The sequence below is a fragment of the Pseudomonas sp. TTU2014-080ASC genome (genome assembly GCF_001446935.1).
Lineage (GTDB): Bacteria > Pseudomonadota > Gammaproteobacteria > Pseudomonadales > Pseudomonadaceae > Aquipseudomonas.
In genome coordinates this window covers 71,446-97,615 of the sequence record NZ_LKKK01000016.1, presented here as the reverse complement: position 1 = coordinate 97,615, position 26,170 = coordinate 71,446, and the positions used below count along the sequence as shown (strand labels likewise).

Below are 26,170 nucleotides of genomic sequence, written 5' to 3'. Positions count from 1 at the left end.
CGGTCTAGGCAACCCCGCTGTCATGGCCTTTGAGGCTTTAGATCGGTGGCTTTGCGCCCCTGGTTTTCACACAGGTTTGCTTTTGTCTAAATCCAGCCTAGTTCGTCACCTCGGTGTGGCAAACACACTTTGGTTGGCTCCCGATCAATGGTGTGACGATGGTTCCAAAATCGCCATTTGTCCGGTGAATTCACCAGTTTGTGCTATGGGGTTCTGTAAAAGTAAGGGTGGGCATACGTGCTAGACAGCTTGCTGGCTGAAGCGGAAGTTTTAGTGCTCCATCCAGAACAGCAAGACGGTGAGCGTGGCGATGGAGAGCAGGGTGGACAGCAGAATGGTGCGGGACACGACTCCGGCCTCCCGGCCATAGTGCTCTGCCAGCATAAAGGGGCCCGTGCCGGTGGGCAGGGCACTGAGCAGGACTGCCGCCTGCGCCCACAGCAGGGGCAGGTGAAAGACCTCAAAAGCCAGATACCAAGTGAGTAGTGGCTGGGCGATCAGTTTGATCGCCACCAGCGGCCAGGCCCCGTGAGTTGTGCCTTGCTGCTTTTGCGCGAGAAACAAGCCCAGTGATATCAAAGCGCATGGAGTGGTGGCAGTAGCCAGCATGTCGAGGAGGTGCATTACGGGCTCAGCCAGCTCCAGCCCTGTTGCGGCCCAGCAGCCGCCTGCAAGTGGAGAGACCACCAGCGGGTTTTTAGCCAGGGCTTTGCTCACTGCCAATGTCGCCCGGCCGATGCTTTTCTCGTTCTGCAGGCCGACTTCAATGCACACTACTGAGATCGAAAACAGCAGACACACCACGATCAGCGAGGCGATCAGCGCCGGTTCCAGTCCATCCTGACCAAAGACCAGTAGGCATAAGGGAATGCCGATATAACCGGTGTTGGCATAAGACGCGCTGAGACCGTCAAGGCTGGCTTGGACCAAGGTGTGGCGGCGTGTGAGTCGCCAGATCAGTGTAGCGAAAAAGATCAGCAGGCAGCCAGCGGTGACACTGATTACAAAACCCGGTTGCCAGATTTCATCCCAAGTGGAGGTGGCGGTGACCTTAAACAGCAGCGCTGGCAGGCACAGCCAGACCACCATACGGTTGAGTTCGGAGGCTGCGCGTTCGCCAAGGCGATTGGTTTTTCGGCAGATGTAACCCAGCAGGATCAGGGCGAAGATCGGCAGGACAACAGCAAAAACAGTGTGCATCGTGGGCTCTGCGGTAAAACGATGGCAGAGCTTAGAGCGCCTTTAAAGCGGCGTCCAACAGTTGTTTTAGGCCCGAGATAGACGGGTTCACAGTATGGAGAACGCAATGTATCCGCTTGGTTCAGGCGCAGGCTGCCCTCGGCAGCGGGTTAAGTCGGTGGATCAACGCCTGACATGCCTGTGCGTCGCTGTGCGGGAAGACAAATGCCAGTCCGCGTGAATCCTGACGCAATGGCAGTAGCGGCAGCGGCGGCAGGTTCTCATGGTGTAGAAGCCAGCCTCGGGATTCGCTCAGCACCGGCGCATCGGTGTGCAGCAGTCCGCCGAAAAAGCCCAGTTCGTTCAGCTCAACCTGCCACTGTCCGGCATGGGCGTGGCTCAGGCGTGCGCGGCGCTGGCTGGGCTCTAGGCGGGGTTCCAGGCGTTTGTCTAACTGGCTCAGTTGCGTCTGCTTGAGCAGGTCGCACCCGGCACTGCGCTGTGGAATGCGCTGGTTGCGCATAAAGGGTTTGAACAGCGCAGAGCAGGCGCTGCGTTGTTCGAACTGAGCCAGGTGATCGGCATTGTGGATCAGTGCGCACTGCGCCTCGCGGCAGGCCGCCGCAAACTCAGCGTGCTCCCAAGGCTGGGTGAAGTGATCGTGCTCACCAGCAATAATCAGCGTTGGGCACTCGGGACGTTGGGTAAACCCCTGAAAGCTGAGTAGGCGCAGGCTATTTTGTCGGTATCGTTCTTGTTCTGTCGGGGATAAGCGCTGAACTTGTCGTAAAAGTGCTTTGCGGAAAGCCGGTGAAATACCGGTTTGTTGTAGTCGCAAGGGATTGAGCAGCGTGTTAACCGCGCCGTGGGCGAACGCCTCAGAGCGTCCTTCTGCCAGCAGGCTCAGTCCTTCGTTAAGAATCAGCCGTGCGCCGGAGCGGCCAAATGCGGTAATGCCGGACAGCAGTAGACGTTCACAGCGCTGCGGGTGGCGCGCAGCAAACAAGGCCGCCAGCACCGAACCATAGGACAGGCCAATGGGCATCAGTGTTGGCAGTTGCTGATCTTCAGCAAACGCGGCAATCAGATCGGCCAGTGCCTCTAGGCTCAGCTCCGGTGCCAATTGCAGGTTGCCGCCCTGGCTGGGCATGTCGAGCAGAATTACCGGATGATCGGCCAGCAGTTCACCGACTTCGTGGGCGAACGAGCGGAAGTTTTGGAACGCTCCGCCAATCAGCAAGATGGCTGGGCGCGTGTCGTGCGCCTGGCTGGAATAAGCCTGATAGTGCAGGCACCAGTCACCCAGACGGTGCACGCGCGGTGCTTCACTCAGTAACGCAGGGCAGTAATGGGTTTGGTAGATCATGCCGATTCACCAGCGGTCAGCCGCCTGTTGTTTTTCCGGCAAGGTAAACATTTGCCCCAATTTTGTTTACCTAACCTTTGTGGGGGCTGGGATGGTTGGTGTCACTGTTTCCCCGCTGAGCTAGCCGGGGCTTGGCGCGCTGGCGTTACCGTCGGGCGGGGTGGACGTGCTGTATACCGCCTGCCGTTCAAAGCTGGGCTTGGAAGCCTGTGACCGGTATACTCAACCACTTTTTTTAATTCCCAGATCTGCCGATACCATGACTGAGTCAGTGCTCGACTATATGACCCGCCTGGGCCAAGCGGCCCGCAGTGCCTCACGTGTGCTGGCGCGTGCCAGTACCGCTCAGAAGAACCGTGCACTTCAGGCTGCCGCTGATGCGCTGGATGCAGCTCGCAGTGAACTGGTGCAAGCCAACGAGCTGGACCTCGCTGCCGCCCGCGCGAACGGCCTGGAGCCGGCTATGGTTGATCGTCTGGCGCTGACGCCAGCGGTGATCGACTCGATGATCGAAGGCCTGCGTCAGGTTGCGACGCTGCCAGACCCAATTGGTGAAATCCGCGACATGCGTTATCTGCCATCTGGTATTCAGGTTGGCAAAATGCGTGTGCCGCTGGGCGTAATTGGCATCATTTATGAGTCCCGACCCAACGTGACCATTGATGCAGCTAGCCTGTGTCTGAAGTCCGGCAACGCCACCATCCTGCGCGGCGGCTCTGAGGCGATTCACTCCAACCAGGCCATCGCCCGTTGCATTCAGCAAGGACTTGATCAGGCCGGTTTGCCTGCGGCAGCTGTTCAGGTGGTGGAAACCACCGACCGCGCTGCAGTGGGTGCGCTGATCAGCATGCCGGAGTTTGTTGATGTGATCGTTCCGCGTGGCGGCAAAGGTCTGATCGAACGCATCAGTCGTGAAGCCAAAGTGCCGGTGATCAAGCATCTCGATGGTGTCTGCCACGTCTACATCGACGTAGCGGCTGATCTGGATAAAGCCATTCGCGTGGCCGATAACGCCAAAACCCAGCGTTACTCACCATGCAATGCCATGGAAACCCTGCTGGTCCACCGCGAAGTGGCGGACAAAGCGTTGCTGCCGCTGGCGGCTATTTACCGCGAGAAGGGCGTAGAGCTGCGCGGCGATGCGGCCACCCGCGAGCTGCTCGGCGCTGATGTGCTGGAAGCCACTGAAGATGATTGGTACGCCGAATACAACGCGCCGATCCTGTCGATCCGCATTGTTGATTCGCTGGATGCAGCTATCGAACACATCAACCGTTACGGCTCCAAGCATACCGACGCGATCATCACAGAGAACTTCTCGGATGCTCGGCGCTTCCTTACTGAAGTGGATTCGTCCTCAGTGATGGTTAACGCATCGACCCGCTTTGCGGACGGTTTTGAATATGGCTTGGGCGCTGAGATCGGTATTTCCACCGACAAACTGCACGCCCGTGGCCCGGTAGGTCTGGAAGGGCTGACCAGTGAGAAGTACGTAGTGTTCGGCGACGGACATATTCGTACCTGATGAGCACAGCAAGCCAACCCCGGCGTATCGGCCTGCTCGGAGGCACATTTGATCCTGTGCATATCGGGCATCTGCGTAGCGCCGTGGAAGTGGCTGAAACGCTGGAACTGGACGAGCTGCGCCTGATTCCAAGTGCGCGTCCGCCTCACCGGGCGACGCCGAAGGTCAGCGCGCAACAGCGTCTGGACATGGTTGCACGGGCGGTGGCTGACAGCCCCGTTCTAAGGGTGGATGACCGCGAGTTATTGCGCGAGAAACCGTCCTACACAATCGACACCCTGGAATCTGTCCGGGGTGAGCTGGCAGCAGAAGATCAGTTGTTTCTGCTGTTGGGCTGGGATGCCTTTTGTGGCTTACCCAGTTGGCATCGTTGGGAAGAGTTGCTGCAGCATTGCCACATTCTGGTTTTGCAGCGGCCCGATGCTGATACCGATGCCCCGGAAGCGCTGCGCGATTTATTGGCAGCGCGCAGTGTTGGCAGCCCGCAGGCCCTAACCGGGCCAGGCGGACAAATTGCTTTTATCTGGCAAACGCCGCTGGCGGTGTCGGCGACCCAGATTCGCACCTTGTTAGCTGAAGGGAAGTCTGCACGCTTCCTCGTGCCAGATTCGGTTCTGGCCTATATCCATGCCCACGGCCTTTACCGTGGTGCGAATTGAACATGAGACAAACGAGTTATTTATGACAAAGGCAACTGTAGCGGGCGAAGCGCTGGTCAAACTGGCCATCGACGCTCTGGAAGACATCAAGGCCCAGGACATCATCACCATTGATGTGCGCGGCAAAACCAGCATCACCGATTTCATGGTGATCGCCAGCGGTACCTCCAGCCGCCACGTTAAGTCGCTGGTCGACAACGTGCTGGAGAAGGTTAAAGAGCAGGGCGTTCGTCCTCTGGGCAGCGAAGGCTTGGATACCGGCGAATGGGCGCTGCTGGATCTGGGCGAAGTTGTGGTGCATGTAATGCTGCCGACGGCTCGCCAGTTCTACGATCTGGAGCGTCTGTGGCAGGGGGCTGAGCAGAGCCGTGCGCAATCCACTGGTGAAGGCGAGCAGTAAGAAGGACACGCCGCAGTGCGGATCAAACTGATTGCAGTCGGCTCACGCATGCCGCGCTGGGTTGAGGAAGGCTGGCAAGAGTACGCCAAGCGTATGCCTGCAGAGCTTTCCCTCGACTTGGTGGAAATCCCTCTGACCACCCGCGGCAAGAACGCGGATGTGACCCGCATGATTCGTCAGGAAGGCGAAGCCATGCTGAGCAAGGTCGGTCCTGGTGAACGCATTGTCACGTTGGAAGTCCAAGGGCGGCCGTGGAGTACCGAGCAGTTGGCGGTTGAACTGGATAAGTGGCGCCTGGATGCGCGCACGGTGAACCTGATGGTCGGCGGCCCGGAAGGGCTGGCGCCGGAAGTACAGGCCCGCAGTGAACAGCGTTGGTCACTGTCTCCGCTGACTCTGCCGCACCCGCTGGTGCGGATTTTGATCGGCGAGCAGATATATCGGGCCTGGACTGTATTGTCCGGTCATCCATACCACAAATAATCAGCCTACCGATGCCACAGCCGATTCGCCTCAAAGACCACGAAAAGGATGCCCTGCTGATACGCAAACGCGCGTTTGTCGGGGCAGGTATCGTGCTTTTGCTGACGATGGTGCTGTTGGCGCGGATGTATTACCTGCAAGTGGTGCAGTACGAATACCACACCACCCTGGCAGAAAATAACCGTATCCATGTCCAGCCGATTCCGCCGAGCCGTGGGCTGATCTTTGATCGCAATGGCGTGATTATTGCTGACAACCGACCCAGCTTCAGCCTAACTCTAACCCGTGAACGCGCCGGTGATTGGCATCAGATTCTGGATGTCATCGTTGAGGTGTTGGAGTTGGGGCCGGATGACCGTGCCCTGTTTGAGCGCCGTGTAAAACAGGGGCGCAGGCCCTTTGAACCGGTTCCCGTACTGTTTGAGCTGACTGAAGAACAGATAGCCCGCATTGCAGTGAACCAGTTCCGTCTGCCAGGCGTTGAAGTGGCGGCACAGCTGGTGCGGCATTACCCGCTGCGTGAGCACTTTGCCCACTCCGTTGGCTATGTCGGTCGCATCAACGAGAAAGAGCTGAAAGAGCTGGATGCCGTGGAGTACAGCGGCACCCACCATATTGGTAAAACCGGTATTGAGCGCTTCTACGAGGCGGAGCTTCATGGTCAGGTTGGCTATGAAGAGGTTGAAACTAACGCCCGCGGCCGGGTTCTGCGGGTGCTTAATCGCACCGAGCCGAAATCCGGCAAGGACATCACCCTGACATTGGATGTGCGCCTGCAGGAAGCCGCTGAGGCGGCACTAGGTGGGCGTCGTGGTGCCATTGTGGCCATTCAGCCGCAAACCGGTGAGGTACTGGCCATGGTCAGTCAGCCCAGTTTCGACCCCAACCCGTTTGTTACCGGTATTGGCTTTAAGGCCTACGCCGACCTGCGGGACTCCATCGACCGTCCGCTGTACAACCGCGTCTTACGCGGGCTTTATCCGCCGGGCTCGACCATTAAGGCAATGGTCGCTGTGGCGGGGTTGGATGCAGGCATCGTCACACCGCAAACCCGCGTATTTGATCCGGGTTACTTCCAACTGCCCAATAACTCCCACAAGTACCGCAACTGGAACCGTAATGGTGACGGCTGGGTGGATATGGATCTGGCCATTGCCCGTTCCAATGACACTTATTTCTACTCGCTGGCTCACAAGATGGGCATCGACCGTCTGCATGATTACATGAGCCGCTTCGGCTTTGGGCAACGGGTCGCGCTGGACATGTTTGAAGAAACCGGCGGCCTGATGCCATCCCGCGACTGGAAACGGGCTCGTTATCGTCAGGCATGGTTCCCTGGCGAAACAGTGATTCTGGGGATTGGTCAGGGCTATATGCAGGCCACGCCGTTGCAGTTGGCGCAGGCCACTGCGGTTCTTGCCACCGGCGGTAAATGGATTCGCCCGCATCTGGCTAAAGACATTCAGGGCGAGAGGCCAGTTGACCCGAACCCTATGCCGGACATTGTGCTGCGTGATCCTTCTTACTGGGACTATGCGCGCAAAGGCATGGAATCGGTTGTTCACGGCGCGCGCGGCACGGCCCGCAAAGTCGGTGATACCGCCGTCTATCGAATGGCGGGTAAGAGTGGTACGGCTCAGGTTGTTGCCATCAAGCAGGGTGAGAAGTACGACCGCAATAAGGTCGCTGAGCGCCACCGCGACCACGCGCTGTTTGTTGCGTTTGCACCCTATGACAATCCGCAGATTGCAGTTTCCGTGATGGTTGAGAACGGTGAATCGGGTTCCGGCGTCGCAGGTCCGGTTGCCAAACAGGTCATGGATGCTTGGCTTCTGGACGAAAATGGTCAGCTCAAGCCGGAGTTTGCCCCGCCGCCAGCCGTTACTGGAGTTGTCCGGCCATGAGTAATAATTTCGACCGCAATCTCTCTAACGAAGATCTGGTGCGTCGCCGCGCGACTCTGCTGCAACGCTTGCACATCGACGGCATCCTGATGCTGTTGCTGATTATTCTGGCTGTCGGCAGCCTGCTGGTGCTGTATTCGGCCAGTGGCAAGAATGTTGATCTGGTCATGAAGCAGGCCAGCTCCTTCGGTCTGGGCCTTGTCGGCATGCTTATCATTGCCCAGTTCGAGCCCCGCTTTATGGCTCGTTGGGTACCTCTGGCTTACGGTGTGGGCGTTGCCCTGCTGATAGCGGTGGATGTCATGGGACATAACGCCATGGGGGCTACGCGCTGGATCAATATTCCCGGGGTGATCCGTTTTCAGCCCTCGGAGTTTATGAAGATCATCATGCCGGCAACCATTGCCTGGTATCTATCCAGTCGCAACCTGCCACCACGTTTAAAGCACCTCTGTGTGGCTGTGGCGATGATTGTTACGCCATTTGTGCTGATTCTGATGCAGCCGGACCTAGGCACCTCTCTGCTGATTTTGGCGTCCGGTGGTTTTGTTCTGTTTATTGGCGGCTTGCAGTGGCGGTGGGTGATCGGTGCAGTCGCAGCCGTGGTGCCGATCGCAATCGGGATGTGGTTCTTTGTCATGCATCAGTATCAGAAGCAGCGGGTGCTGACCTTCCTCAATCCGGAGAGCGATCCACTGGGCAGTGGCTGGAACATTATTCAGTCCAAAGCAGCAATCGGTTCCGGCGGAGTGCTGGGCAAAGGCTGGCTGCTGGGAACGCAGTCGCATCTGGACTTTTTGCCCGAGAGTCACACCGACTTTATCATTGCGGTTTTGGCAGAAGAGTTCGGCCTGGTCGGAGTCTGTTTGTTACTACTGATTTACTTGCTGTTGATCGCCAGAGGACTGGTGATTACCGTGCAAGCACAGACGCTGTTCGGTAAGCTGCTCGCCGGAGCGCTGACCATGACGTTCTTTGTGTATGTCTTTGTCAACATTGGCATGGTGAGTGGGTTGTTGCCGGTGGTTGGGGTACCGCTACCCTTTATCAGCTACGGTGGTACATCGCTGATTACTTTGTTGGCAGGTTTTGGAATTTTGATGTCGATCCACACGCACAGGAAGTGGATGACACAGTCTTGATTGGGATTGGTGAATCAATGCAAAAAATGCGCGGTTGGATCGGACGTACAGCACCCTGGTTGATCATGGCGGGGGTGTGCGCTGCAGTTCAGCCGGTCGTTGCCGGGGACTATGAGCAGTCTCCTCTGGCATCTGAGTTCGTTGAAGAAATGACCCGGGATTATGGCTTTGCCGCTGAGCAGCTGCAGGAGCTGTTTACCAAGGTCGAACGTAAACAAGCCATTCTGGATGCTATTTCCCGTCCGGCTGAAAAAGTAAAACCCTGGAAAGACTACCGCCCGATTTTCATCACTGATGCCCGCATCAAGCGCGGTGTCGAGTTCTGGAAAAACAATGAAGCAGCACTGGCCCGGGCAGAGGCTGAGTACGGTGTGCCGGCTCAGTTCATCGTTGCCATCATCGGTGTGGAAACCATGTACGGCGGCAACACCGGCAGCTACCGGGTAATGGATGCGCTGTCGACGCTGGCCTTTGATTACCCACCGCGTGCGCCGTTCTTCCGCAAGGAGCTGCGAGAGTTCCTGCTGTTGACCCGCGAAGAGCAGGTGGACCCGATCTCCCTGACCGGCTCCTACGCTGGCGCTATGGGGCTGCCGCAATTCATGCCAAGCAGCTTCCGTGCTTATGCAGTTGATTTTGACCACGACGGCCATATCAATATTTGGAACAACCCGAATGACGCTATTGGCAGCGTGGCTAACTACTTTAAGGTCCATGGCTGGCTGCCAGGCGAAGCAGTGGCTAAAGTTGCTGCGGTTGCCGGTGAACGTGTGGATGAAGGTTTAAGCCCAGGTCTGGATCCGGTGAAGAACGTCGGGGAATTGCGTGCGTTGGGATGGAGCACAGCTGAGGCACTGAGTGACGACATGCCGGTGACGGCCTTCCGCCTTGAAGGGGCTGAAGGGGATGAGTACTGGCTGGGTCTTCCTAACTTCTTTGTCATCACCCGCTACAATCGCAGTGTTATGTATGCCATGGCGGTCAATCAGCTGGCAGAGTTGCTGGTTGAGGCTCGGGGAAACTAATTAATGAGCAAGTTGCCATTCAAACTGGCCTTGTGCGGCAGCTTGGCGCTGATTTTGGCCAGTTGCACGTCGCAGAAGCCCAAACCAGTGCAGCCGGTGCAGCAGAGTGGTGGCATTTCCGGCCCGTCCGACTTTAACCGTCCGCATAAAGATGGCGCGCCGTGGTGGGATGTGGATGTTTCCAAAATCCCGGATGCAGTGCCCATGCCGCACTACGGGCCGGTCAAGGCCAGCCCGTACACTGTGTTCGGCAAGCAGTATTATCCGATTCCTGATGCGCGCCGCTACGTCGCTATTGGCCCGGCTTCCTGGTACGGCACCAAGTTTCATGGTCAGGCAACTGCCAATGGTGAGACTTACGACTTGTACGGCATGACTGCCGCTCATAAGACCTTGCCGCTGCCCAGCTATGTGCGTGTGACCAACCTGGAAAACGGCAAGACGGCAATTTTGCGTGTAAACGACCGCGGTCCGTTCTATTCGGACCGCATCATCGACTTGTCCTTTGCCGCCGCGAAAAAACTCGGTTACGCCGAGAGCGGCACAGCCCGGGTCAAGGTCGAAGGCATCGATCCGAGTGAGTGGTGGGCTCAGCAAGGCCAGCCGGTGCCGATGGTGTTGGCAGCGCCTAAGATGGCGCAGCCTACATCGGTTGCTCAGGCAACCGCGCAGCCGATCAGCCAGCCTCTGGAAACCTATACACCGCCACCGCAACAGCATGCGGCTGCGGTCGTACCTGTGCAGATTGACTCAAAAAAAAACGCTTCACTCGGAGCGTCTGGCCTGTATCTCCAAGTGGCAGCCTTCGCCAACCCGGACGCTGCGGAGCTCTTGAAGGCCAAGCTGAGCGGGACGGTCAATGCGCCGGTATTCGTCAGCTCAGTGGTGCGCAACCAGCAGATATTGCACCGGGTGCGGATGGGGCCGGTGAGCAGCCAAAGCGAGGCTGAGCGCCTGCAGAGCAGCGTCAGGCTGGCCAATTTGGGTGAAGCCACGCTGGTTCGGCCAGATTAATGGCACTTATTTGATATCAGCTGGACTAACCAGCAAAGCGGGATGTTTGCATGAGCGTCCCGCCTCTATGACGAAGTCCAACGGATTGTTCCACCCAGAAAATCAGAGAAACGGATGAATATCACCAGTTTTGCCAAACGCATTGTTCTTTCAATTGGTCTGCTTGGCGCAGCTACCGTCTGGGCGGACCAACAAGTGGTGCCGGCTGCCCCGCAACTGGCGGCCAAATCCTATGTGTTGATGGATGCCGCCACCGGTAATGTTCTGGTCGAGAACAATGGTGATCAGCGCCTGCCGCCTGCCAGCCTGACCAAACTGATGACCGCCTACATTGCTACGTTGGAAATCCGTAAGGGCAAGATCGGCGAGCAGGATATGGTCCCAATCAGCGAACACGCCTGGCGTACAGGCGGTGCCGCTTCCGGTGGGTCCACCATGTTCCTGCCGCTGAACAGTGAGGCTAAGGTCGACGATCTGCTGCACGGCGTCATCATCCAATCTGGCAACGACGCCAGTATTGCCCTGGCCGAGTACATTGCCGGTAGCGAAGATGCCTTCGCTGACATGATGAACGAGACTGCTAAGCGTCTGGGAATGAACAACTCCCACTTTATGAATGCCACCGGTCTGCCGCACCCTGAGCACTACTCCAGTGCACACGATATGGCCATTCTGGCCCGCGCGATCATTAATGAAGACCAGGAACATTACGCGATCTACGCGCAGAAAGAGTTCGTCTGGAACAACATCAAACAAGGTAACCGCAACCTGCTGCTGTGGCGCGACAAGACTGTCGACGGCCTGAAGACCGGCCACACTGCTGAGGCTGGTTATTGTCTGGTGGCTTCGGCTGTGCGTGACGGAGCACGGATGATCACTGCTGTGTTTGGCACTGCAAGCGAATCGGCTCGCGCGGCTGAAACGCAAAAGCTGCTGACTTACGGTTTCCGTTTCTTTGAGTCCCGTACTTTCTATAAGAAGGGCGTAGAGTTGGCTCAGAGTCCTGTCTGGAAAGGCACTCAGACCCAGGTCAAAGCGGGTCTGGCTGAGGATCTGAGTCTGACACTGCCAAAAGGCCAGCTGGATAAGTTGCAGGCAACCATGGTTCTCAACCCGCAGCTCATCGCCCCGATCGCACAGGGTGATGTGATTGGTAAGGTGGAAGTGAAGCTGGGCGACGATGTGGTGCATACTGCGGACCTGATCGCTCTGGATGCAGTCGAGGAAGGCGGTTTCTTCCGTCGCCTTTGGGATGGTATTCGCCTATTCTTCTACGGACTGTTTAACTGATTGATGCTCCGGAACGCTCCTGATCAGGGGCGTTCTGCCTTGGACAGGCCAAAAGCCTGCTGATTGCCATGACTGATACTGACGTACAAGCCCCTAAAATCGAATTCCCCTGCGAGCGTTACCCAATCAAGGTGATTGGCGAGGCTGGCGAGGGTTTTGCTGATCTGATCATTGAGATCATGCACCGTCACGCCCCGGGATTTGATGAAACGACCCTGGTGAGCCGTGACAGCCGTAATGGTCGTTTTCTCTCCGTGCAGGTGTTGATCACCGCGACTGGTGTAGAGCAGCTGCAAGCTATCCATACGGATTTGCGCGCCACCGGCCGCGTCCACATGGTGCTGTGATGAGCCTGCCGCTCGGCTTTCGTGAGCTGGGCCAGGTCGACTACGAGCCAACCTGGCATGCCATGCAGCAGTTCACCAATAGCCGTGATGCCAATACGGCCGATGAAGTTTGGTTGCTGGAACACGCCCCGGTGTTTACTCAGGGGCAGGCCGGAAAGGCCGAGCATGTGCTGTTTCCCGGCGATATCCCAGTCGTGCAGGTTGATCGCGGAGGCCAGGTGACGTATCACGGGCCTGGCCAGTTGGTCGCTTACCTGTTGCTGGATGTACGCCGCAGCGCATTAGGCGTACGTGAGCTGGTGTCTCGAATTGAACTCAGCTTGATTGACCTGCTTGCCAGCTATGGTATTGAGGCTAATGCCAAGCCAGATGCACCTGGTGTTTACGTAAACGGTGCCAAGATTGCATCGCTGGGGCTACGCATTCGTGGCGGGCGCTCGTTCCATGGTCTGGCCCTGAATGTGGATATGGATTTACAGCCGTTCAAGCGTATAAATCCGTGTGGATATGCCGGTATGGCTATGACGCAAATGGCTGATCTGATCGGGACGCCGGTTGCGATGAGCGAGGTGAGTGCCCGCCTGCGTGAGCAACTCGTCAAACACCTCGGCTATGCGGAACACACAACACTGCCGGGTGAAATACCACGGCTGACAGGCGTACCTGCCTAGTTGTGCAGCAGCTTTACAGCAGTTAACGACGAATCGTGCCGTAACTCGGACGATAAGCCTGAGCCTCAAGGTGGCGTGCAGGCTGGACAATGTGAGGGTAGGTTGTTTTATGAGCAGCACAGTGCAAACCCCCGGTAAACCGGCCAAAGTGGAAGTTGGCGTAAAGCTGCGTGGCGCCGAGAAGATGGCGCGCATCCCGGTGAAGATCATCCCAACTGAAGAGTTGCCGAAAAAACCGGACTGGATTCGTGTCCGCATCCCGGTGTCGCCGGAAGTCGACCGGATCAAGCAGCTGCTGCGTAAGCACAAATTGCACAGCGTTTGTGAAGAAGCCAGCTGCCCGAACTTGGGCGAATGCTTCAGCGGTGGCACGGCTACCTTCATGATCATGGGCGACATCTGCACCCGGCGCTGCCCGTTCTGCGATGTCGGTCATGGCCGACCTAAGCCGCTGGATGTAGATGAGCCGACCAACCTGGCCATCGCCATTGCCGATCTGCGTCTTAAGTACGTGGTGATTACCTCTGTGGACCGCGACGATCTGCGCGACGGCGGTGCCCAGCACTTTGCTGACTGCCTGCGCGAAATCCGCAAGCTGTCGCCTACTGTGCAACTGGAAACGCTGGTCCCGGACTATCGTGGCCGTATGGATGTGGCCCTGGATATTACTGCCCAGGAGCCGCCGGATGTGTTCAACCACAACTTGGAAACCGTACCGCGTCTGTACAAAGCAGCACGGCCTGGATCTGACTTTGAGTGGTCGCTGGATCTGCTGCAGAAGTTCAAGCAGCGGGTTCCGCATGTTCCGACCAAATCCGGGCTGATGCTTGGCTTGGGTGAGACCGATGAAGAGGTCATCGAGGTCATGAAGCGCATGCGTGAGCACGATATCGACATGCTCACCTTGGGCCAGTATCTGCAGCCTTCGCGCAGCCACTTGCCTGTACAGCGTTTTGTACACCCGGACACGTTTGCCTGGTTCGCTGAAGAAGGCGAGAAAATGGGCTTTAAGAACGTCGCGTCCGGCCCGCTGGTGCGCTCTTCTTACCACGCCGACCAACAGGCTCACGGCAACAAGATCGGTTAAGTGTGTTGCCAGCCGAACGACCGCCTGAGGCCGGTCGTTCGGTTGAGCAGCAAGGCCTCAGGTCTTCAGTTGATTGGCAAACTGACCAACGGCTTCTACCACCTGTTGCGCCCCGTCCTGAATATCAATGATTACCTGGCCGGCTTGGCCTGCCAATTCCAGCCCTTGCGCTGCTTGCTGACGACTGCTGGCCATAGCAGTAACGGCATTTTGCGCCAGGGTTTGGTTTCGCAGAACAACGTCGACGATCTCCTCGGTGGCTTTACTGGTTCGTGCGGCAAGTTGTCTGACTTCGTCAGCCACCACAGCAAAACCACGGCCTTGTTCGCCAGCTCTGGCAGCTTCAATAGCTGCGTTTAGTGCCAGCAGGTTGGTTTGATCGGCGATACCGTTGATGGTTTTGACCATGGCGCTGATCAGTTCGGATTGCTTGCCCAGTGCTTCGATGCCCTCGGTAGCGCTCTGCACCTGTTCGGCGATGGCTTGCATAACCTCAAGTGTCTGGCTAATGACCTGAGCACCTTGCTGAGCGGTGGTATCGGTTTGTTGGGATATGTCATAAGCGACTGTTGCTGCCTCTGCAACAGCGAGCTCCTGGTTAATCTGGTCGGTGATGACCGTGGCAAATTTCACCACCTTGTATAACTCACCATGGGCGTCATAAATAGGGTTGTATGAGGCTTCCAGCCAGACTACCCGGCCCAGGCTGTCCAAGCGTTTGAAACGGTCACTGACAAACTCACCGCGCCTGAGTTGGTCCCAAAAGCTTTGGTAGTTTGGGGCGTTATATTCTTCCGGTGCGCAGAACATGCGGTGGTGTTTGCCCTGGATTTGTTCCAGGCGATAGCCCATGCCGTTAAGAAAACGCTCGTTGGCTGTCAGCACATGTCCAGAAAGGTCAAACTCGATAACCGCGGTTGAGCGCAACAGGGCCTGAATGATGCTTTCATGCTCCTGTGAGGTTTCGATCGTGCGGGTAAGGTTTACGGCGCACATGGTCATGCGCAGTAACTGACCCTGGCTGTTCTGCACCGGCTGCCAGATACAGCGTAGCCAGGCCTCATGGCCCTTGGCATCGAGTAAGCGGAAGGCTCCACACAGATGCTCTGCGTATTGGAGTGCGCGACGGAATTTCTGGTAATTAGGCTCGTTGTGGAAGGACGGCGCAAAAATATGTTCGATATCTTTGTGCAGCAGGTCGGCTTCCCTATAGCCCAGTTCGTTAAGGAAGTTCTCGTTGACCATTTGAATGCGGCCCTGAGGATCGAGCTCAAGGACCAGCATTTCAGAATAGATGGAATCGCTTACCTGACGTAGCTGGGTGTATGCCTCCCGTAGATCCGAGAGTTCCTTGTGCAATTTCCGGTTAAACATCTCAACACCCTGTTAATGAGCGCCATTGGCTAGAGTGCCAGCCACACATTGAAGCGGCTGGGGCTCTAGTCAGTATCGTACAAAAGTGCGAAATGTTTAGTTGGGGATGCTAATTGTTTACAAACGGCGTAATGCCTGGAGTAACTCGTAGCTCGGATAGCCGTCCGCAGGCAAGTTTTGTGTGTGTTGGAAAGCCCGCACAGCTTTACGCGTATTGGCGCCGATGATGCCGTCTGCAGGGCCCGTATCAAAGCCTTTTGCGGTCAGCAGTTGTTGGATTTCGATTCGTTCGCTACGGCCAAGCTGGCGGTCGCCGCGAGGCCAGGCTGCCTGAACGCCTGGTTCACCGTCCAGGGCATCCGAGAGCAGGCCGATGGCCAGTGCATAGGCGGTGGAGTTGTTGTAGCGCAGGATGACACGGAAGTTATTCAGCAGCAGGAACGCCGGGCCACGATAGCCCGCTGGTAGGAACAGCGTCGCTTGGCTTTCGTCGGTGGCGCGAATTTCACGGACCGGACGAACGCCCAGCTCACGCCATTGGGCCATGCTGCGGCGGATTTCCGGGTCGGCCAGGTCGTAGTCGAAATTTTTCGGGAGGGTGACTTCGACACCCCAGGATTCGCCATTGATCCAGCCGGACTTACTCAGGTAATGAGCGGCCGAGGCCAGTGCGTCGGGGATGGAACCCCAGAGATCGCGTCGGCCATCGCCATCAAAGTCGACGGCATGTTCGTTGAATGTGGTGGGCATAAACTGGGTTTGGCCCATGGCGCCGGCCCAAGAGCCGATCAGGGTTTTACCGTGATAGTCACCGGCCTGCATGATTTGCAGCGCGGCCAGTAACTGGCCGCGCCAGAATGCCTGGCGACGGCCTTCGAAGGCCAGAGTGGCGAGGGAACGGATGACATTGCTGTTGCCGATATTGCTGCCGAAGTTGCTCTCCATGCCCCAAATTGCAATCAGCACTTCATGGTCGACCCGATATGCAGAGCGAATCGCCTTGAGTGTTGGCCGGTGTTGAGTCTTGAGCACGCGGCCTTGGGCAACGCGGGCGACCGATACGGCTCCGTCAATGTATTCCCACACTGGGCGGGTGAATTCTGGCTGGCTGCGGTCAGCCGCAATGACTTTAGGGTCCGGGGTGATGCCTGCGAAGGTACGGTCAAACAGCTGGGCATTGATTCCAGCCGCGATCGCATCGCTGCGCAACAGAGAACGCCACTCTTCGAAGGTCAGCAAGGGGGCAGGGGCTTCGAAGGCAACAGGCGTGGTTGTGGCCGCCGGAGATGGGACAGGCGCTGTTACAGGGGCCGCATAAGTCTGTGCTGGGGCCTCTGCACAGGCGATGAGAAGCATCAGGGTGCAGGCTGTGGCGCTATGGTAAAGGCCACGGATAAGCAGGTCAGGCATGGTGATCTCGGCACATTTCGCAGGCCGTAACCTTAGCATGAAAGGTCAACCAAGGGCGTTGAGGGTTTTTACGCGGCCAATAAACAAAAAGCCTCCCAGTTTTGCTGGGAGGCTTGACGGCGGTAGCTACCTTTTCCTTTGCCGGGCTTTTCCTGACGGCTGCGGAACAGTGGCTGAGCAACAATGGATTTGGCCTTGTTATGCCGGTTTTTTTTCACCATGTCCGGTTCCTCGCTGAGTGCTTGCGGAGTTGCAAGCGGGCAAAGCATGGACCGCAGCGCAAAGAATGTCCAGTGCGGGTCAGGCCCCGGATTTCACCAGGCCGAAGCGTTGGCCGCACAGATTAAGTGTCAGCAGGCTCAGGCCGCTCCAAGGGTCGCCAGGGGCTTGGCCTTTTACTTGTGCATCGATCTGCTGTGCATCCTGCAGTAGGGCGGCCCAGCGCGGGGCTGACAGTCGTTGCAGGGCCTTGCTAACCAATGGCCGGCGTTTATCCCAGACCGGCGGGCGAGCGGAGCTGAAGGCTTTTTCCAGGGGAATACCTTGGGCGAATTGTTGAGCGATGCTGGCCAGCAGGCGGATTTCCCTGGCCAGCGCCCAGAGAATCACCGGTGGTTCGACGCCCTCGCCACGCAGCCCTTCTAGAATGCGCAGGGCGTGGGCTGCTTCACCATTTAGGGCCGCATCAATCAAGCCGAACACATCAAAACGGGCGCTATCGGCTACAGCTGCCTGGACGGTGTCAATGTCGATCTGATTGCCGTCTGCCAGCAGTTTCAGTTTTTCTATTTCCTGGGCGGCCGCCAGCAGGTTGCCTTCTACCCGCACGGCAATCATATCGACAGCTTCTGCAGTGGCCGTGAGCCCGGAAGAGGCCAAACGTTGGCGAATCCACTGAGGTAATTGAGCGACTTCAACCGGCCATATCTGAATGAACTGGCAGTCCGGACCATCGATTAGGGCTTTGGCCCATTTGGTTTTCTGCGTACTGCCGTCAAGTTTTGGCAGGTTGATCAACAGAATGGTGTCTTCGGCCGGGCGAGTGAGGTACTCGAGCAGAGCGGCAGTGCCTTTGTCGCCGGGCTTGCCATTGGGGATGCGCAGTTCCAGGATGCGTTTTTCGGCAAACAACGACAGGCTTGCACCGGCTTGCAGCAGGGTGCCCCAGTCAAAATTAGTGTCAGCATTAAACACCTGGCGTTCACTGTGCCCTTGCTGGCGCGCAGCCGTGCGAATGGCATCGGTAGCTTCCTGGCAGAGCAGGGCTTCGTCACCGCTGACAACATAGACGGGGCTCAGGTTGCCCTGAAGGTGTTTACTGAGCTGTGAAGGATTGAGCTTCATGGGAATGAAACAGGCCGCTTGCGCGGCCCATTAGGTTTACTCAATCGGGATCGGCAGTTGCAGTGGTGACTGCTGCGGCTCGGCGGCCTCGCGCTGGCGGGCGGCTTCCAGAGCTTCGGCTTCAGCTTGGGCTTTGGCATCGGCAATGCGCTGCAGTTCATCCAGTTTTTCCGGGGTGACCAAGCGCAGCTGCAGCATCAGTTGCTGAATCAACTCGCGGCGCATTTCGCTGCGCAACTGATTGGCTTCCTGATCGCCACCGGCCAGGTTGTTGCCGTCCTGGTTAAAGAAGCCGGTCGTTTCGACTTTGTCCTTCAGCAGTACTGCGTTTTTGCTGCCGCGGACTTCGTAATGGAGGGTTTTCTTCAGTTCGATTTCGGCTGCACGGGCTGCGCCGGTGAAGGTTGCTGCGCGGCGATCTTCACGTTCGTTGGTCAGCACCAAATGATAGGGAGCGCCAGGGTAAACGCGGACACCATTGTTTGTCAGGGACTGGCTCAGCTCTTTGACTGTATCGCCGTATTCGTTACGGGCGCTGACGTCAAGTTCTTTTAGTGCGAATTGGACGTCGCCGGTGCCGCGCAGCTGAAAACCGCAGGCGCTCAGCAGGGTAGCCAGGCCAATTACCAACAGATTCCGTTTGATCATTTTTATCCCCTTGGCATGTCTGACGGCGCGCCGTGAAGGCGCGCCGGGCTTTATCAGTTGGCGACGATGTTGACCAGTTTGCCTGGAACCACGATGACCTTGCGGATGCTCAGGCCTTCAGTGAAACGCAGGACGTTCTCGTTATTGCGAGCGCTGGCTTCGATCTCTTCACGGCTGGCGCTGGCTGGCACTTCGATTTGGCCGCGCAGCTTACCGTTGACCTGCACCACTAATGTCAGGCTGTCCTGCACCAGTGCTGACTCGTCTACTTTCGGCCACTGTGCATCAATGATTGCATCAGTATGGCCCAGCTCAATCCACAGCTGATGGCAGATATGCGGTGTGATCGGAGCCAGCAGAAGAACAACGGTTTCCAGGCCTTCTTGCAGCAGAGCTCGGTCTTGGGCTGTGCTTTGCGGTGCTTTTTCCAATACGTTCATCAGCGTCATTACCTGAGCAATGGCGGTGTTGAATTTATGGTGTTGGCCAATGTCATTGCTGGCTTGCTTGATAGCCAAGTGAATGGCGCGGCGTACGGCCTTCTGCTCGTCGTTGAGGCTGGCAACGTCTGTTGCCGCTGCAGAGCCCTGACTGACGTGGGCTTGAGCCAGACGCCAGACGCGACGCAAGAAGCGGTTGGCGCCCTCAATGCCGGAGTCGGACCACTCGCAGCTCATGTCGGGCGGCGAGGCGAACATCATGAACAGACGGCAGGTGTCGGCGCCGTAGGCGTCGATCATGGCCTGTGGGTCTACGCCGTTGTTCTTCGACTTGGACATCTTTTCGGTGCCGCCGATTTCAACTGGCAGGCCGTCGCTCTTCAGTTTGGCACCGATGATTTTGGCTTTAGCATCACGCTCAACTTCAACGTCAGCCGGGTTGAACCAGTCTTTGCCGCCGTTATCGAGGGTGCGGTAGTAAGTTTCTGCTACCACCATGCCTTGGGTCAGAAGGTTTTTGAACGGCTCGTTCGAGGACACCAGACCTTCGTCGCGCATCAGCTTGTGGAAGAAGCGCGCATACAGCAGGTGCAGAATGGCGTGTTCGATACCACCAATGTACTGATCAACCGGCAACCAGTGGTTGGCTGCTTGCGGGTCAACCATACCGCCTTCGTAGTTTGGCGAGGCGTAGCGGGCGAAGTACCAGGAGCTTTCCACGAAGGTGTCCATGGTGTCAGTTTCGCGCTTGGCCGCAGCACCGCATTTCGGGCAGGTGCAGTTGTAGAACTCAGGCATTTTCGCCAGTGGCGAGCCCGCACCGTCCGGCACAACATCTTCTGGTAATACGACTGGCAGCTGGTCTTCCGGGACTGGTACGTCGCCACAGCTGTCGCAGTGGATGATTGGGATCGGGCAGCCCCAGTAACGCTGGCGGCTGATACCCCAGTCGCGCAGGCGGAACTGAGTTTTGCGTGCACCGTGACCGCATGCTTCCAGGTCTGCGACGATAGCGTCGAAGGCTGCGCTGAAGTCTTTACCGTCGTACTTGCCGGAATTGATGGTGGTCAGGCCTTGCTTGTCGCCGTACCAGTCCTGCCATTGGCTGGCATCGAACTGCTGTTCAGCGTTGCCTTGGTAAACCTGAATCATCGGCAGGTTGTACTTAGTGGCGAATTCAAAGTCGCGCTCATCGTGAGCTGGAACAGCCATCACTGCGCCTTCACCGTAACCAGCCAGTACATAGTTGGCGACGAAAACCGGCAGCTTATTGCCATTGAGCGGATGGATGACGAACAGGCCGGTATCGATGCCTTTCTTCTCCATAGTCGCCATGTCGGCTTCTGCCACGGAGCCCGCTTTGCATTCTGCGATGAATGCTTGCAGTTCCGGGTTGTTGGCGGCGGCCTGGAGCGCCAGTGCGTGCTCACTGGAGACAGCCACGTAGGTGGCACCCATCAGGGTGTCCGGGCGGGTCGAGTAGACCTTCAGTTGACCTTCGCGGCCGATGCTGGCTACGTCGTAGTCAAAGACGATATCGGCACCGAAGCTTTTACCGATCCAGTTGCGCTGCATGGTTTTGACCTGCTCAGGCCAGCCATCCAGCTCATCAAGGCTGCTCAAGAGTTCATCCGCGTAGGCGGTGATCTTGAAGTAGTACATCGGAATTTCGCGTTTTTCGATCACCGCGCCTGAGCGCCAGCCGCGACCGTCGATCACCTGCTCGTTGGCCAGTACGGTCTGATCCACCGGGTCCCAGTTCACGGTGCCGTTTTTGCGGTAGATCACGCCTTTTTCAAACAGCTTAGTGAACAGCCACTGTTCCCAGCGGTAGTAATCAGGCTTGCAGGTGGTGACTTCACGAGTCCAATCGATTGCGAGGCCCAGGCTTTTCAGCTGGGTCTTCATGTACTCGATGTTTTCGTAAGTCCACTTGGCGGGAGCTACGTTGTTTTTCATCGCCGCGTTTTCTGCGGGCATGCCGAATGCGTCCCAGCCCATTGGCTGCAGGACGTTCTTGCCTTGCATGCGTTGATAGCGGGCGATTACGTCGCCGATGGTGTAGTTACGCACATGGCCCATGTGCAGCTTGCCGCTTGGGTAGGGGAACATCGACAGGCAGTAAAACGTGTCCTTGCCTGGCTGCTCGCTCACTACAAAGGAATTGTGCGCGTCCCAGTGGGACTGCGCGGCGGCTTCGATTTCACGTGGCTGATACTGTTCTTGCATGGTTACCGGCGCTGCTAATAAGGGCTTGCGGGAAACGCCGTAGCATACATGAGGGCCGCTTACTGAGGGAAACCTTGTTTGACGATCTGGGCTGTGGACGTGGCTGAGCCGTTTGTCGTGGTGCCGAACTGGGCTAACGGTCGCAACTAAACTCTATTCAGGTAGAACGTGTGTTCAGAGTGAGGTTGGGATGGGCGAGATAAAACGGCAGGGATTTGCTGATGGGCCCTATGAGCATTTGTTACAGCGCCTGAGTGTTGCGCTGGATGAAGCCATTGAAATGGAAGTCGTCACCGAACAACCGCAAATGGAATTGGAGTTACGAGGTTTAACCGGGTCGGAGCTGAGGTTGATCCAGGCCTATCTGGAACGGGATGTGGAAGGATTGAGTGGTTGGCTTTCTGCGGCCAGGGAGGCCGAGATCGATACGCCACCAGACTCTGTGGTTCGGTCAGAGTTGCAGCTGCCGCTTGCTCAGGACCAAGCGGAGTCGGTTCAGCCCCCATATGAGTCTCTGAATCTGAGCTTGTGCTGCGCTATTTGCGGGAAAAGGTGCGAGTGGCAGCGGGCGCTGGGTGTGCAGATTTGCCAGGGGTGCGGCTCGCAGATATTCCGCGCTGAGAGCCATATCTGATTCGTTGCGGGGCCGCCTCTGCGGCGAGCCCCCTCTATTGCTGTATTCCAGTTCCCCCTAATGCGTGATGTCTTCTGCGTGATGGCAGGCTATTTGGCGGTTATCCAGTTCGCGCAGGATCGGGCGTTCACTGCGGCAGCGTTCGCTGGCATGTGGGCAGCGCTGGTGGAAGGCACAACCGCTGGGCGGGGATAGCGGGTTGGGGAGCTCGCCGCTGAGCTTGAGCTTCGGCTTGTCCGGGTTCGGGTGTATCGCCGGGGTCGCCGAGAGCAGTGCTTGTGTATATGGGTGCATCGGGCGCTCATAGATCAGTTCGCTGTTACCCATTTCCACCGGTCTGCCCAGGTACATCACCAGAATCTCATCGGCCACATGGCGTACTACTGACAGGTTGTGGGAGATGAACACGTAGCCGGTGTTGAATTGTTCCTGCAGGTCCATAAACAGGTTGAGTACCTGAGCCTGAATCGAGACGTCCAGCGCAGAGGTTGGTTCGTCTGCCACCAGCACTTTCGGTTGCAGCATCATGGCCCTGGCCAGAGCGATGCGCTGGCGTTGGCCACCGGAGAACATGTGAGGGTAGCGTTGGTAATGTTCAGGGCGCAGGCCTACCTGTTGCATCATGGCCTGGACCTTTTCGCGGCGCTCGCTGCCCGACAGCGAGGTGTTAATCAGCAGCGGTTCGGCCAGTTGATCACCGATTTTCTGCCGTGGATTAAGAGAGGCATAGGGGTTCTGAAACACCATTTGCACATCGCGGCGCAATTGCTTGCGCTGGCTTTTGCTGGCCCCGGTGACCTCCTGTCCGGCGATTTGCAGGGAGCCTGAGGTGGGCTCTTCAATCAAGGTCAGGGCGCGGGCCAGGGTGGACTTGCCACAACCGGACTCGCCGACCACAGCGAGGGTTTTTCCGGGTTGTAACTCAAACGACACTCCATTGAGGGCTTGAACCTGTGCGCTGGGTTTGAACAGGCCTTGGGAGACTTCGTAGTGACGGGTCAGGTCCCGTGCGGTGAGTACGGCACTCATCAGGCCACCTCCGCAGTCAGATTAAGCGGGTGAAAACAGCGCACGGCGCCATGCGTGTGTGAGGTCAGAGTGGGTTGCTGGGCGTGACAGCGGTTGTCGGCATACGGGCAGCGTGGCGAAAGCAGGCAGCCTTGGGGGCGGTCGTAACGGCCCGGCACGATGCCGGGTAATGTCTCCAGTCGGCTTTGGCCCAAGCTGTGCTCGGGAATCGCTTTAAGCAGCGCCTCTGTATACGGATGGGTGGGGCCATTGAACAGCTGCGGTACTGAGCCAATTTCAACCGCCTGTCCGGCATACATCACACATACGCGCTGCGCGGTTTCGGCAACAACGGCTAGATCATGGGTGATCAACACCAAGGCCATGCCCTGTTCCTTCTGCAGGGCGATGAGGAGGTCCATGATCTGTGCCTGAATGGTGACATCCAGCGCTGTGGTGGGTTCGTCTGCAATCAGTAGTTTAGGCTCAGCAGCGATGGCCATGGCAATTGCTACGCGCTGGCTCATACCGCCGGATAGTTGGTGTGGATAAGCGTCGAGACGGCTGGCAGCAGCCGGAATCTCGACTTTTTCCAGCAGCTCCAGAGCACGCTGGCGTGAGGCGCGCCCTTTGAGCCCCAGATGCTGACGCAGGACCTCTTCAATTTGAAATCCCACGGTGAAGCTTGGATTCAGGGCGGTCATTGGGTCTTGAAAGACCATCGATAAGTCTTTGCCGATGATATGGCGGCGCTGTCTGCCTTTAAGGCTTTGCATGTCGGTGCCATCGAAAAACAGGCTATCGGCTGTGACGATGCCGGGGGCGTCAATCAGTCCCATCAGGGCCATCATTGTCACGGACTTGCCTGAACCCGACTCGCCAACAATGGCCAGCACTTCGCCTTTACTTACATTCAGGTCAAGGCTGTCGACCACAGGTACGGCGGTGGCTCCGCCAAAGCGCACGCTGAGATTTTTGATTTCCAGCAGATTCATGGCGGCCTCCTTACTGCGCATTTTTCAATTTGGGATCAAGTGCATCGCGTAGGCCATCTCCCATCAGGTTGATGGCCAGCACGCTCAGCAGAATGGTCAGGCCTGGCAGGCTCACGACCCACCAGGCGCGTTCGATGTAATCCCGCGCTGAGGCCAGCATGGTGCCCCATTCCGGTGTAGGCGGCTGTACGCCGAGGCCAAGAAAGCCCAGTGCGGCGGCATCGAGAATGGCTGATGAGAAGCTCAGAGTGGCCTGCACGATCAGTGGAGCCATGCAGTTGGGCAGTACGCAAATAAACATCAGGCGCGGCAGGCTGGCACCGGCCAGGCGTGAAGCGGTTACGTAATCGCGGTTTAACTCACCCATCACCGCCGCGCGGGTCAGGCGCACATACGAGGGCAACGAGACGATGGCGATGGCGAAGATGGTGTTAATCAGCCCAGGGCCGAGGATGGCGACAATGGCCACTGCCAGAAGCAATGAAGGCAGAGCCAGCATGATGTCCATCAAACGGGTGATCACCGGTCCAATCAGGCGCGGGAAGAAACCCGCGACCAGTCCGAGGAAGATGCCTGGGATCAGTGACATGACTACTGACGCCAGGCCGATCAACAGCGACAGGCGTGCGCCGTGAATCAGACGAGAGAGAAGGTCACGACCCAGCTCGTCAGTGCCGAGCAAAAACTGCATTTGGCCGCCATCCAGCCAGGCCGGAGGTGTCAGAAGGAAGTCCCGGTATTGTTCGCTTGGGTCATGCGGAGCTACCCAAGGAGCGAAGAGGGCGCAGAACACCAAAATCAGCATAAAGACCAGCCCGGCTACTGCGCCTTTATTGTGGGCAAAGGCCTGCCAGAATTCTTTGAGCGGGGACGGGTAGAGCAGCGCCTGATCGACGCCGGAGGCATGCGTAGTCGTATTCATTAGAGGCTCCTCAGCGCTGATGGCGAATGCGTGGATTGGCCAGCCCGTAAAGGATGTCCACCACGAAGTTGACCAAGATCACCAAGCAGGCGATCAGCAGGATGCCGTTCTGCACCACCGGATAATCCCGGGCACCAATGGCCTCAATCAGCCATTTACCGATACCCGGCCAGGAGAAGATGGTTTCCGTTAGCACGGCGCCAGCCAGCAGTGTGCCGACTTGCAGGCCGATCACCGTCAGCACGGGAATCAGCGCATTACGCAGGCCATGCACAAACACTACGCGGGCAGGTGACAGCCCTTTGGCGCGGGCAGTGCGCACGTAGTCTTCGCGTAGTACCTCAAGCATGGCCGAGCGGGTCATGCGTGCAATCACTGCCAGAGGGATTGTGCCCAGGACGATGGCGGGCAAAATCAGGTGATGCAGGGCATCCAGAAACGCCCCTTCTTCTTCCGATAACAGTGTGTCGATCAGCATAAAACCGGTTACCGGCTCTATGTCATACAGCAGGTCGAGCCGCCCAGATACCGGCGTCCAGCCCAAACCGACGGAGAAGAACATGATCAACAGCAGGCCCCACCAGAAAATCGGCATGGAATAGCCTGCCAGGGATATGCCCATAACGCCGTGGTCAAATAGCGAGCCCCGCTTCAGGGCTGCGATCACACCGGCGATCAAACCAATGGTCCCGGCAAACAGCAAGGCCGCCAGCGCCAGCTCCAAGGTGGCCGGGAACAGCGTGGTGAACTCGCTCCAGACCCCCTCGCGGGTGCGCAATGACTCGCCGAGGTTGCCGTGGGCAAGCTGACCAATGTAGTCGATGTACTGGGCGTAAAGCGGCTTGTTCAGGCCAAGGCGTTCCATGGCTTCGGCATGCATGACCGGGTCGACGCGACGCTCGCCCATCATGACTTCCACCGGGTCACCGGGGATCATGCGAATCAGGGCGAACGTCAATAGGGTGATGCCGAAGAAAGTGGGGATCAATAACCCCAAACGGCGAAGGATAAAACTCAGCATCTCGGCGGGTGACTCCTCATTATTCTCAACCTGCTCTACCGGGCAGGAGGCTA

Annotated in this window: 25 protein-coding genes and 1 riboswitch; of the genes, 13 read left to right on the top strand and 12 right to left on the bottom strand. The window is 57.5% G+C overall.

Annotated features, from left to right (window positions below; all coding sequences use genetic code 11):
- Positions 1-4 precede the first annotated feature (4 nt).
- Positions 5-91: riboswitch (cyclic di-GMP riboswitch) on the bottom strand.
- A gap of 179 nt (positions 92-270) precedes the next feature.
- Together AO726_RS20180 and AO726_RS20175 are read right to left on the bottom strand one after the other, a co-directional pair.
- On the bottom strand, positions 271-1,200 hold the full coding sequence (locus AO726_RS20180) for an AEC family transporter (protein ID WP_058069912.1): 930 nt from the start codon (positions 1,198-1,200) through the stop codon (positions 271-273).
- 121 nt (positions 1,201-1,321) lie between these two features.
- Entirely contained in the window at positions 1,322-2,545 is a 1,224-nt protein-coding gene (locus AO726_RS20175) for an alpha/beta fold hydrolase (protein WP_058069911.1), read from the bottom strand.
- Between the two features lie 259 nt (positions 2,546-2,804).
- Between AO726_RS20175 and AO726_RS20170 the strand changes: the two genes are divergently transcribed.
- From AO726_RS20170 to lipA, 12 genes are all read left to right on the top strand, one after another.
- Positions 2,805-4,070: a glutamate-5-semialdehyde dehydrogenase gene (locus AO726_RS20170; protein ID WP_058069910.1), complete on the top strand. Its 1,266-nt coding sequence runs from the start codon at positions 2,805-2,807 to the stop codon at positions 4,068-4,070.
- Positions 4,070-4,729 carry a nicotinate-nucleotide adenylyltransferase gene (gene nadD / locus AO726_RS20165; protein WP_058069909.1) on the top strand — a complete coding sequence of 220 codons (660 nt, stop codon included), beginning with the start codon at positions 4,070-4,072 and terminating at the stop codon, positions 4,727-4,729. Before AO726_RS20170 ends, nadD begins: the two co-directional genes overlap by 1 nt.
- A gap of 22 nt (positions 4,730-4,751) precedes the next feature.
- Positions 4,752-5,129, top strand: coding sequence for a ribosome silencing factor (gene rsfS, locus AO726_RS20160; protein WP_058069908.1), 378 nt, complete (start codon positions 4,752-4,754; stop codon positions 5,127-5,129).
- Positions 5,130-5,144: 15 nt separating this feature from the next.
- Positions 5,145-5,612 (top strand): 23S rRNA (pseudouridine(1915)-N(3))-methyltransferase RlmH, encoded by a 468-nt coding sequence (gene rlmH / locus AO726_RS20155; protein WP_058069907.1) that lies wholly within the window; start codon positions 5,145-5,147, stop codon positions 5,610-5,612.
- Positions 5,613-5,623: 11 nt separating this feature from the next.
- Positions 5,624-7,516 (top strand): penicillin-binding protein 2, encoded by a 1,893-nt coding sequence (mrdA, locus tag AO726_RS20150; RefSeq protein WP_058069906.1) that lies wholly within the window; start codon positions 5,624-5,626, stop codon positions 7,514-7,516.
- Positions 7,517-7,554: 38 nt separating this feature from the next.
- Complete coding sequence (gene rodA, locus AO726_RS20145; protein WP_177330577.1) at positions 7,555-8,658, top strand: rod shape-determining protein RodA; 1,104 nt, start codon at positions 7,555-7,557, stop codon at positions 8,656-8,658.
- Positions 8,659-8,675: 17 nt separating this feature from the next.
- Positions 8,676-9,683 carry a lytic murein transglycosylase B gene (mltB, locus tag AO726_RS20140; RefSeq protein WP_058069990.1) on the top strand — a complete coding sequence of 336 codons (1,008 nt, stop codon included), beginning with the start codon at positions 8,676-8,678 and terminating at the stop codon, positions 9,681-9,683.
- Positions 9,684-9,686: 3 nt separating this feature from the next.
- Positions 9,687-10,697: a septal ring lytic transglycosylase RlpA family protein gene (locus tag AO726_RS20135; protein WP_058069904.1), complete on the top strand. Its 1,011-nt coding sequence runs from the start codon at positions 9,687-9,689 to the stop codon at positions 10,695-10,697.
- Between the two features lie 114 nt (positions 10,698-10,811).
- Entirely contained in the window at positions 10,812-11,987 is a 1,176-nt protein-coding gene (locus AO726_RS20130; protein WP_058069903.1) for a D-alanyl-D-alanine carboxypeptidase family protein, read from the top strand.
- 68 nt (positions 11,988-12,055) lie between these two features.
- Entirely contained in the window at positions 12,056-12,334 is a 279-nt protein-coding gene (locus AO726_RS20125) for a DUF493 domain-containing protein (protein ID WP_058069902.1), read from the top strand.
- Positions 12,334-13,005, top strand: a complete 672-nt coding sequence (gene lipB / locus AO726_RS20120) for a lipoyl(octanoyl) transferase LipB (protein WP_058069901.1) — start codon at positions 12,334-12,336, stop codon at positions 13,003-13,005. The genes AO726_RS20125 and lipB overlap by 1 nt, the downstream gene beginning before the upstream one ends.
- Positions 13,006-13,114: 109 nt before the next feature.
- Positions 13,115-14,092 (top strand): lipoyl synthase, encoded by a 978-nt coding sequence (lipA, locus tag AO726_RS20115; protein WP_058069900.1) that lies wholly within the window; start codon positions 13,115-13,117, stop codon positions 14,090-14,092.
- Between the two features lie 57 nt (positions 14,093-14,149).
- Here lipA and AO726_RS20110 read toward each other — a convergent pair whose 3' ends face one another.
- The 6 genes from AO726_RS20110 to leuS form a co-directional block, all read right to left on the bottom strand.
- Complete coding sequence (locus AO726_RS20110; RefSeq protein WP_058069899.1) at positions 14,150-15,466, bottom strand: methyl-accepting chemotaxis protein; 1,317 nt, start codon at positions 15,464-15,466, stop codon at positions 14,150-14,152.
- Positions 15,467-15,583: 117 nt separating this feature from the next.
- Positions 15,584-16,876 (bottom strand): lytic murein transglycosylase, encoded by a 1,293-nt coding sequence (locus AO726_RS20105; RefSeq protein ID WP_058069898.1) that lies wholly within the window; start codon positions 16,874-16,876, stop codon positions 15,584-15,586.
- 68 nt (positions 16,877-16,944) lie between these two features.
- Positions 16,945-17,097, bottom strand: a complete 153-nt coding sequence (arfA, locus tag AO726_RS20100; RefSeq protein WP_058069897.1) for an alternative ribosome rescue factor ArfA — start codon at positions 17,095-17,097, stop codon at positions 16,945-16,947.
- 79 nt (positions 17,098-17,176) lie between these two features.
- Positions 17,177-18,220 carry a DNA polymerase III subunit delta gene (gene holA / locus AO726_RS20095; protein WP_058069896.1) on the bottom strand — a complete coding sequence of 348 codons (1,044 nt, stop codon included), beginning with the start codon at positions 18,218-18,220 and terminating at the stop codon, positions 17,177-17,179.
- A 36-nt stretch (positions 18,221-18,256) separates the two neighbouring features.
- A complete protein-coding gene (locus AO726_RS20090; RefSeq protein ID WP_058069895.1) occupies positions 18,257-18,868 on the bottom strand; it encodes an LPS-assembly lipoprotein LptE in 612 nt (203 codons plus the stop codon).
- 53 nt (positions 18,869-18,921) lie between these two features.
- Positions 18,922-21,537, bottom strand: a complete 2,616-nt coding sequence (leuS, locus tag AO726_RS20085) for a leucine--tRNA ligase (RefSeq protein WP_058069894.1) — start codon at positions 21,535-21,537, stop codon at positions 18,922-18,924.
- Positions 21,538-21,727: 190 nt separating this feature from the next.
- Here leuS and AO726_RS20080 point away from each other — a divergent pair, with 190 nt between their 5' ends.
- A complete protein-coding gene (locus AO726_RS20080) occupies positions 21,728-22,171 on the top strand; it encodes a hypothetical protein (RefSeq protein WP_058069893.1) in 444 nt (147 codons plus the stop codon).
- Between the two features lie 57 nt (positions 22,172-22,228).
- Here AO726_RS20080 and AO726_RS20075 read toward each other — a convergent pair whose 3' ends face one another.
- The 4 genes from AO726_RS20075 to AO726_RS20060 are packed head-to-tail and all read right to left on the bottom strand — an operon-like array spanning position 22,229 to position 26,117.
- Positions 22,229-23,200 (bottom strand): peptide ABC transporter ATP-binding protein, encoded by a 972-nt coding sequence (locus tag AO726_RS20075; RefSeq protein WP_058069892.1) that lies wholly within the window; start codon positions 23,198-23,200, stop codon positions 22,229-22,231.
- On the bottom strand, positions 23,200-24,174 hold the full coding sequence (locus AO726_RS20070; RefSeq protein WP_058069891.1) for an ABC transporter ATP-binding protein: 975 nt from the start codon (positions 24,172-24,174) through the stop codon (positions 23,200-23,202). The genes AO726_RS20075 and AO726_RS20070 overlap by 1 nt, the downstream gene beginning before the upstream one ends.
- 10 nt (positions 24,175-24,184) lie before the next feature.
- Positions 24,185-25,096, bottom strand: coding sequence for an ABC transporter permease subunit (locus AO726_RS20065; RefSeq protein WP_058069890.1), 912 nt, complete (start codon positions 25,094-25,096; stop codon positions 24,185-24,187).
- Between the two features lie 10 nt (positions 25,097-25,106).
- Positions 25,107-26,117, bottom strand: coding sequence for an ABC transporter permease subunit (locus AO726_RS20060; RefSeq protein ID WP_058069889.1), 1,011 nt, complete (start codon positions 26,115-26,117; stop codon positions 25,107-25,109).
- Positions 26,118-26,170: the final 53 nt, after the last annotated feature.

Bases quoted from the DNA above. Each gene is read 5' to 3' on its own strand.
- lipB (WP_058069901.1), top strand. From the start codon at position 12,334: ATGAGCCTGCCGCTCGGCTTTCGTGAGCTGGGCCAGGTCGACTACGAG.
- AO726_RS20110 (WP_058069899.1), bottom strand. From the start codon at position 15,466: ATGTTTAACCGGAAATTGCACAAGGAACTCTCGGATCTACGGGAGGCA.
- AO726_RS20080 (WP_058069893.1), top strand. From the start codon at position 21,728: ATGGGCGAGATAAAACGGCAGGGATTTGCTGATGGGCCCTATGAGCAT.
- leuS (WP_058069894.1), bottom strand. From the start codon at position 21,537: ATGCAAGAACAGTATCAGCCACGTGAAATCGAAGCCGCCGCGCAGTCC.
- AO726_RS20180 (WP_058069912.1), bottom strand. From the start codon at position 1,200: ATGCACACTGTTTTTGCTGTTGTCCTGCCGATCTTCGCCCTGATCCTG.
- lipA (WP_058069900.1), top strand. From the start codon at position 13,115: ATGAGCAGCACAGTGCAAACCCCCGGTAAACCGGCCAAAGTGGAAGTT.
- arfA (WP_058069897.1), bottom strand. From the start codon at position 17,097: ATGGTGAAAAAAAACCGGCATAACAAGGCCAAATCCATTGTTGCTCAG.
- mrdA (WP_058069906.1), top strand. From the start codon at position 5,624: ATGCCACAGCCGATTCGCCTCAAAGACCACGAAAAGGATGCCCTGCTG.
- AO726_RS20125 (WP_058069902.1), top strand. From the start codon at position 12,056: ATGACTGATACTGACGTACAAGCCCCTAAAATCGAATTCCCCTGCGAG.
- rsfS (WP_058069908.1), top strand. From the start codon at position 4,752: ATGACAAAGGCAACTGTAGCGGGCGAAGCGCTGGTCAAACTGGCCATC.
- nadD (WP_058069909.1), top strand. From the start codon at position 4,070: ATGAGCACAGCAAGCCAACCCCGGCGTATCGGCCTGCTCGGAGGCACA.
- AO726_RS20070 (WP_058069891.1), bottom strand. From the start codon at position 24,174: ATGAATCTGCTGGAAATCAAAAATCTCAGCGTGCGCTTTGGCGGAGCC.
- mltB (WP_058069990.1), top strand. From the start codon at position 8,676: ATGCAAAAAATGCGCGGTTGGATCGGACGTACAGCACCCTGGTTGATC.
- holA (WP_058069896.1), bottom strand. From the start codon at position 18,220: ATGAAGCTCAATCCTTCACAGCTCAGTAAACACCTTCAGGGCAACCTG.
- AO726_RS20170 (WP_058069910.1), top strand. From the start codon at position 2,805: ATGACTGAGTCAGTGCTCGACTATATGACCCGCCTGGGCCAAGCGGCC.
- AO726_RS20060 (WP_058069889.1), bottom strand. From the start codon at position 26,117: ATGCTGAGTTTTATCCTTCGCCGTTTGGGGTTATTGATCCCCACTTTC.
- AO726_RS20090 (WP_058069895.1), bottom strand. From the start codon at position 18,868: ATGATCAAACGGAATCTGTTGGTAATTGGCCTGGCTACCCTGCTGAGC.
- AO726_RS20105 (WP_058069898.1), bottom strand. From the start codon at position 16,876: ATGCCTGACCTGCTTATCCGTGGCCTTTACCATAGCGCCACAGCCTGC.
- AO726_RS20065 (WP_058069890.1), bottom strand. From the start codon at position 25,096: ATGAATACGACTACGCATGCCTCCGGCGTCGATCAGGCGCTGCTCTAC.
- AO726_RS20135 (WP_058069904.1), top strand. From the start codon at position 9,687: ATGAGCAAGTTGCCATTCAAACTGGCCTTGTGCGGCAGCTTGGCGCTG.
- AO726_RS20130 (WP_058069903.1), top strand. From the start codon at position 10,812: ATGAATATCACCAGTTTTGCCAAACGCATTGTTCTTTCAATTGGTCTG.
- AO726_RS20175 (WP_058069911.1), bottom strand. From the start codon at position 2,545: ATGATCTACCAAACCCATTACTGCCCTGCGTTACTGAGTGAAGCACCG.
- AO726_RS20075 (WP_058069892.1), bottom strand. From the start codon at position 23,200: ATGAGTGCCGTACTCACCGCACGGGACCTGACCCGTCACTACGAAGTC.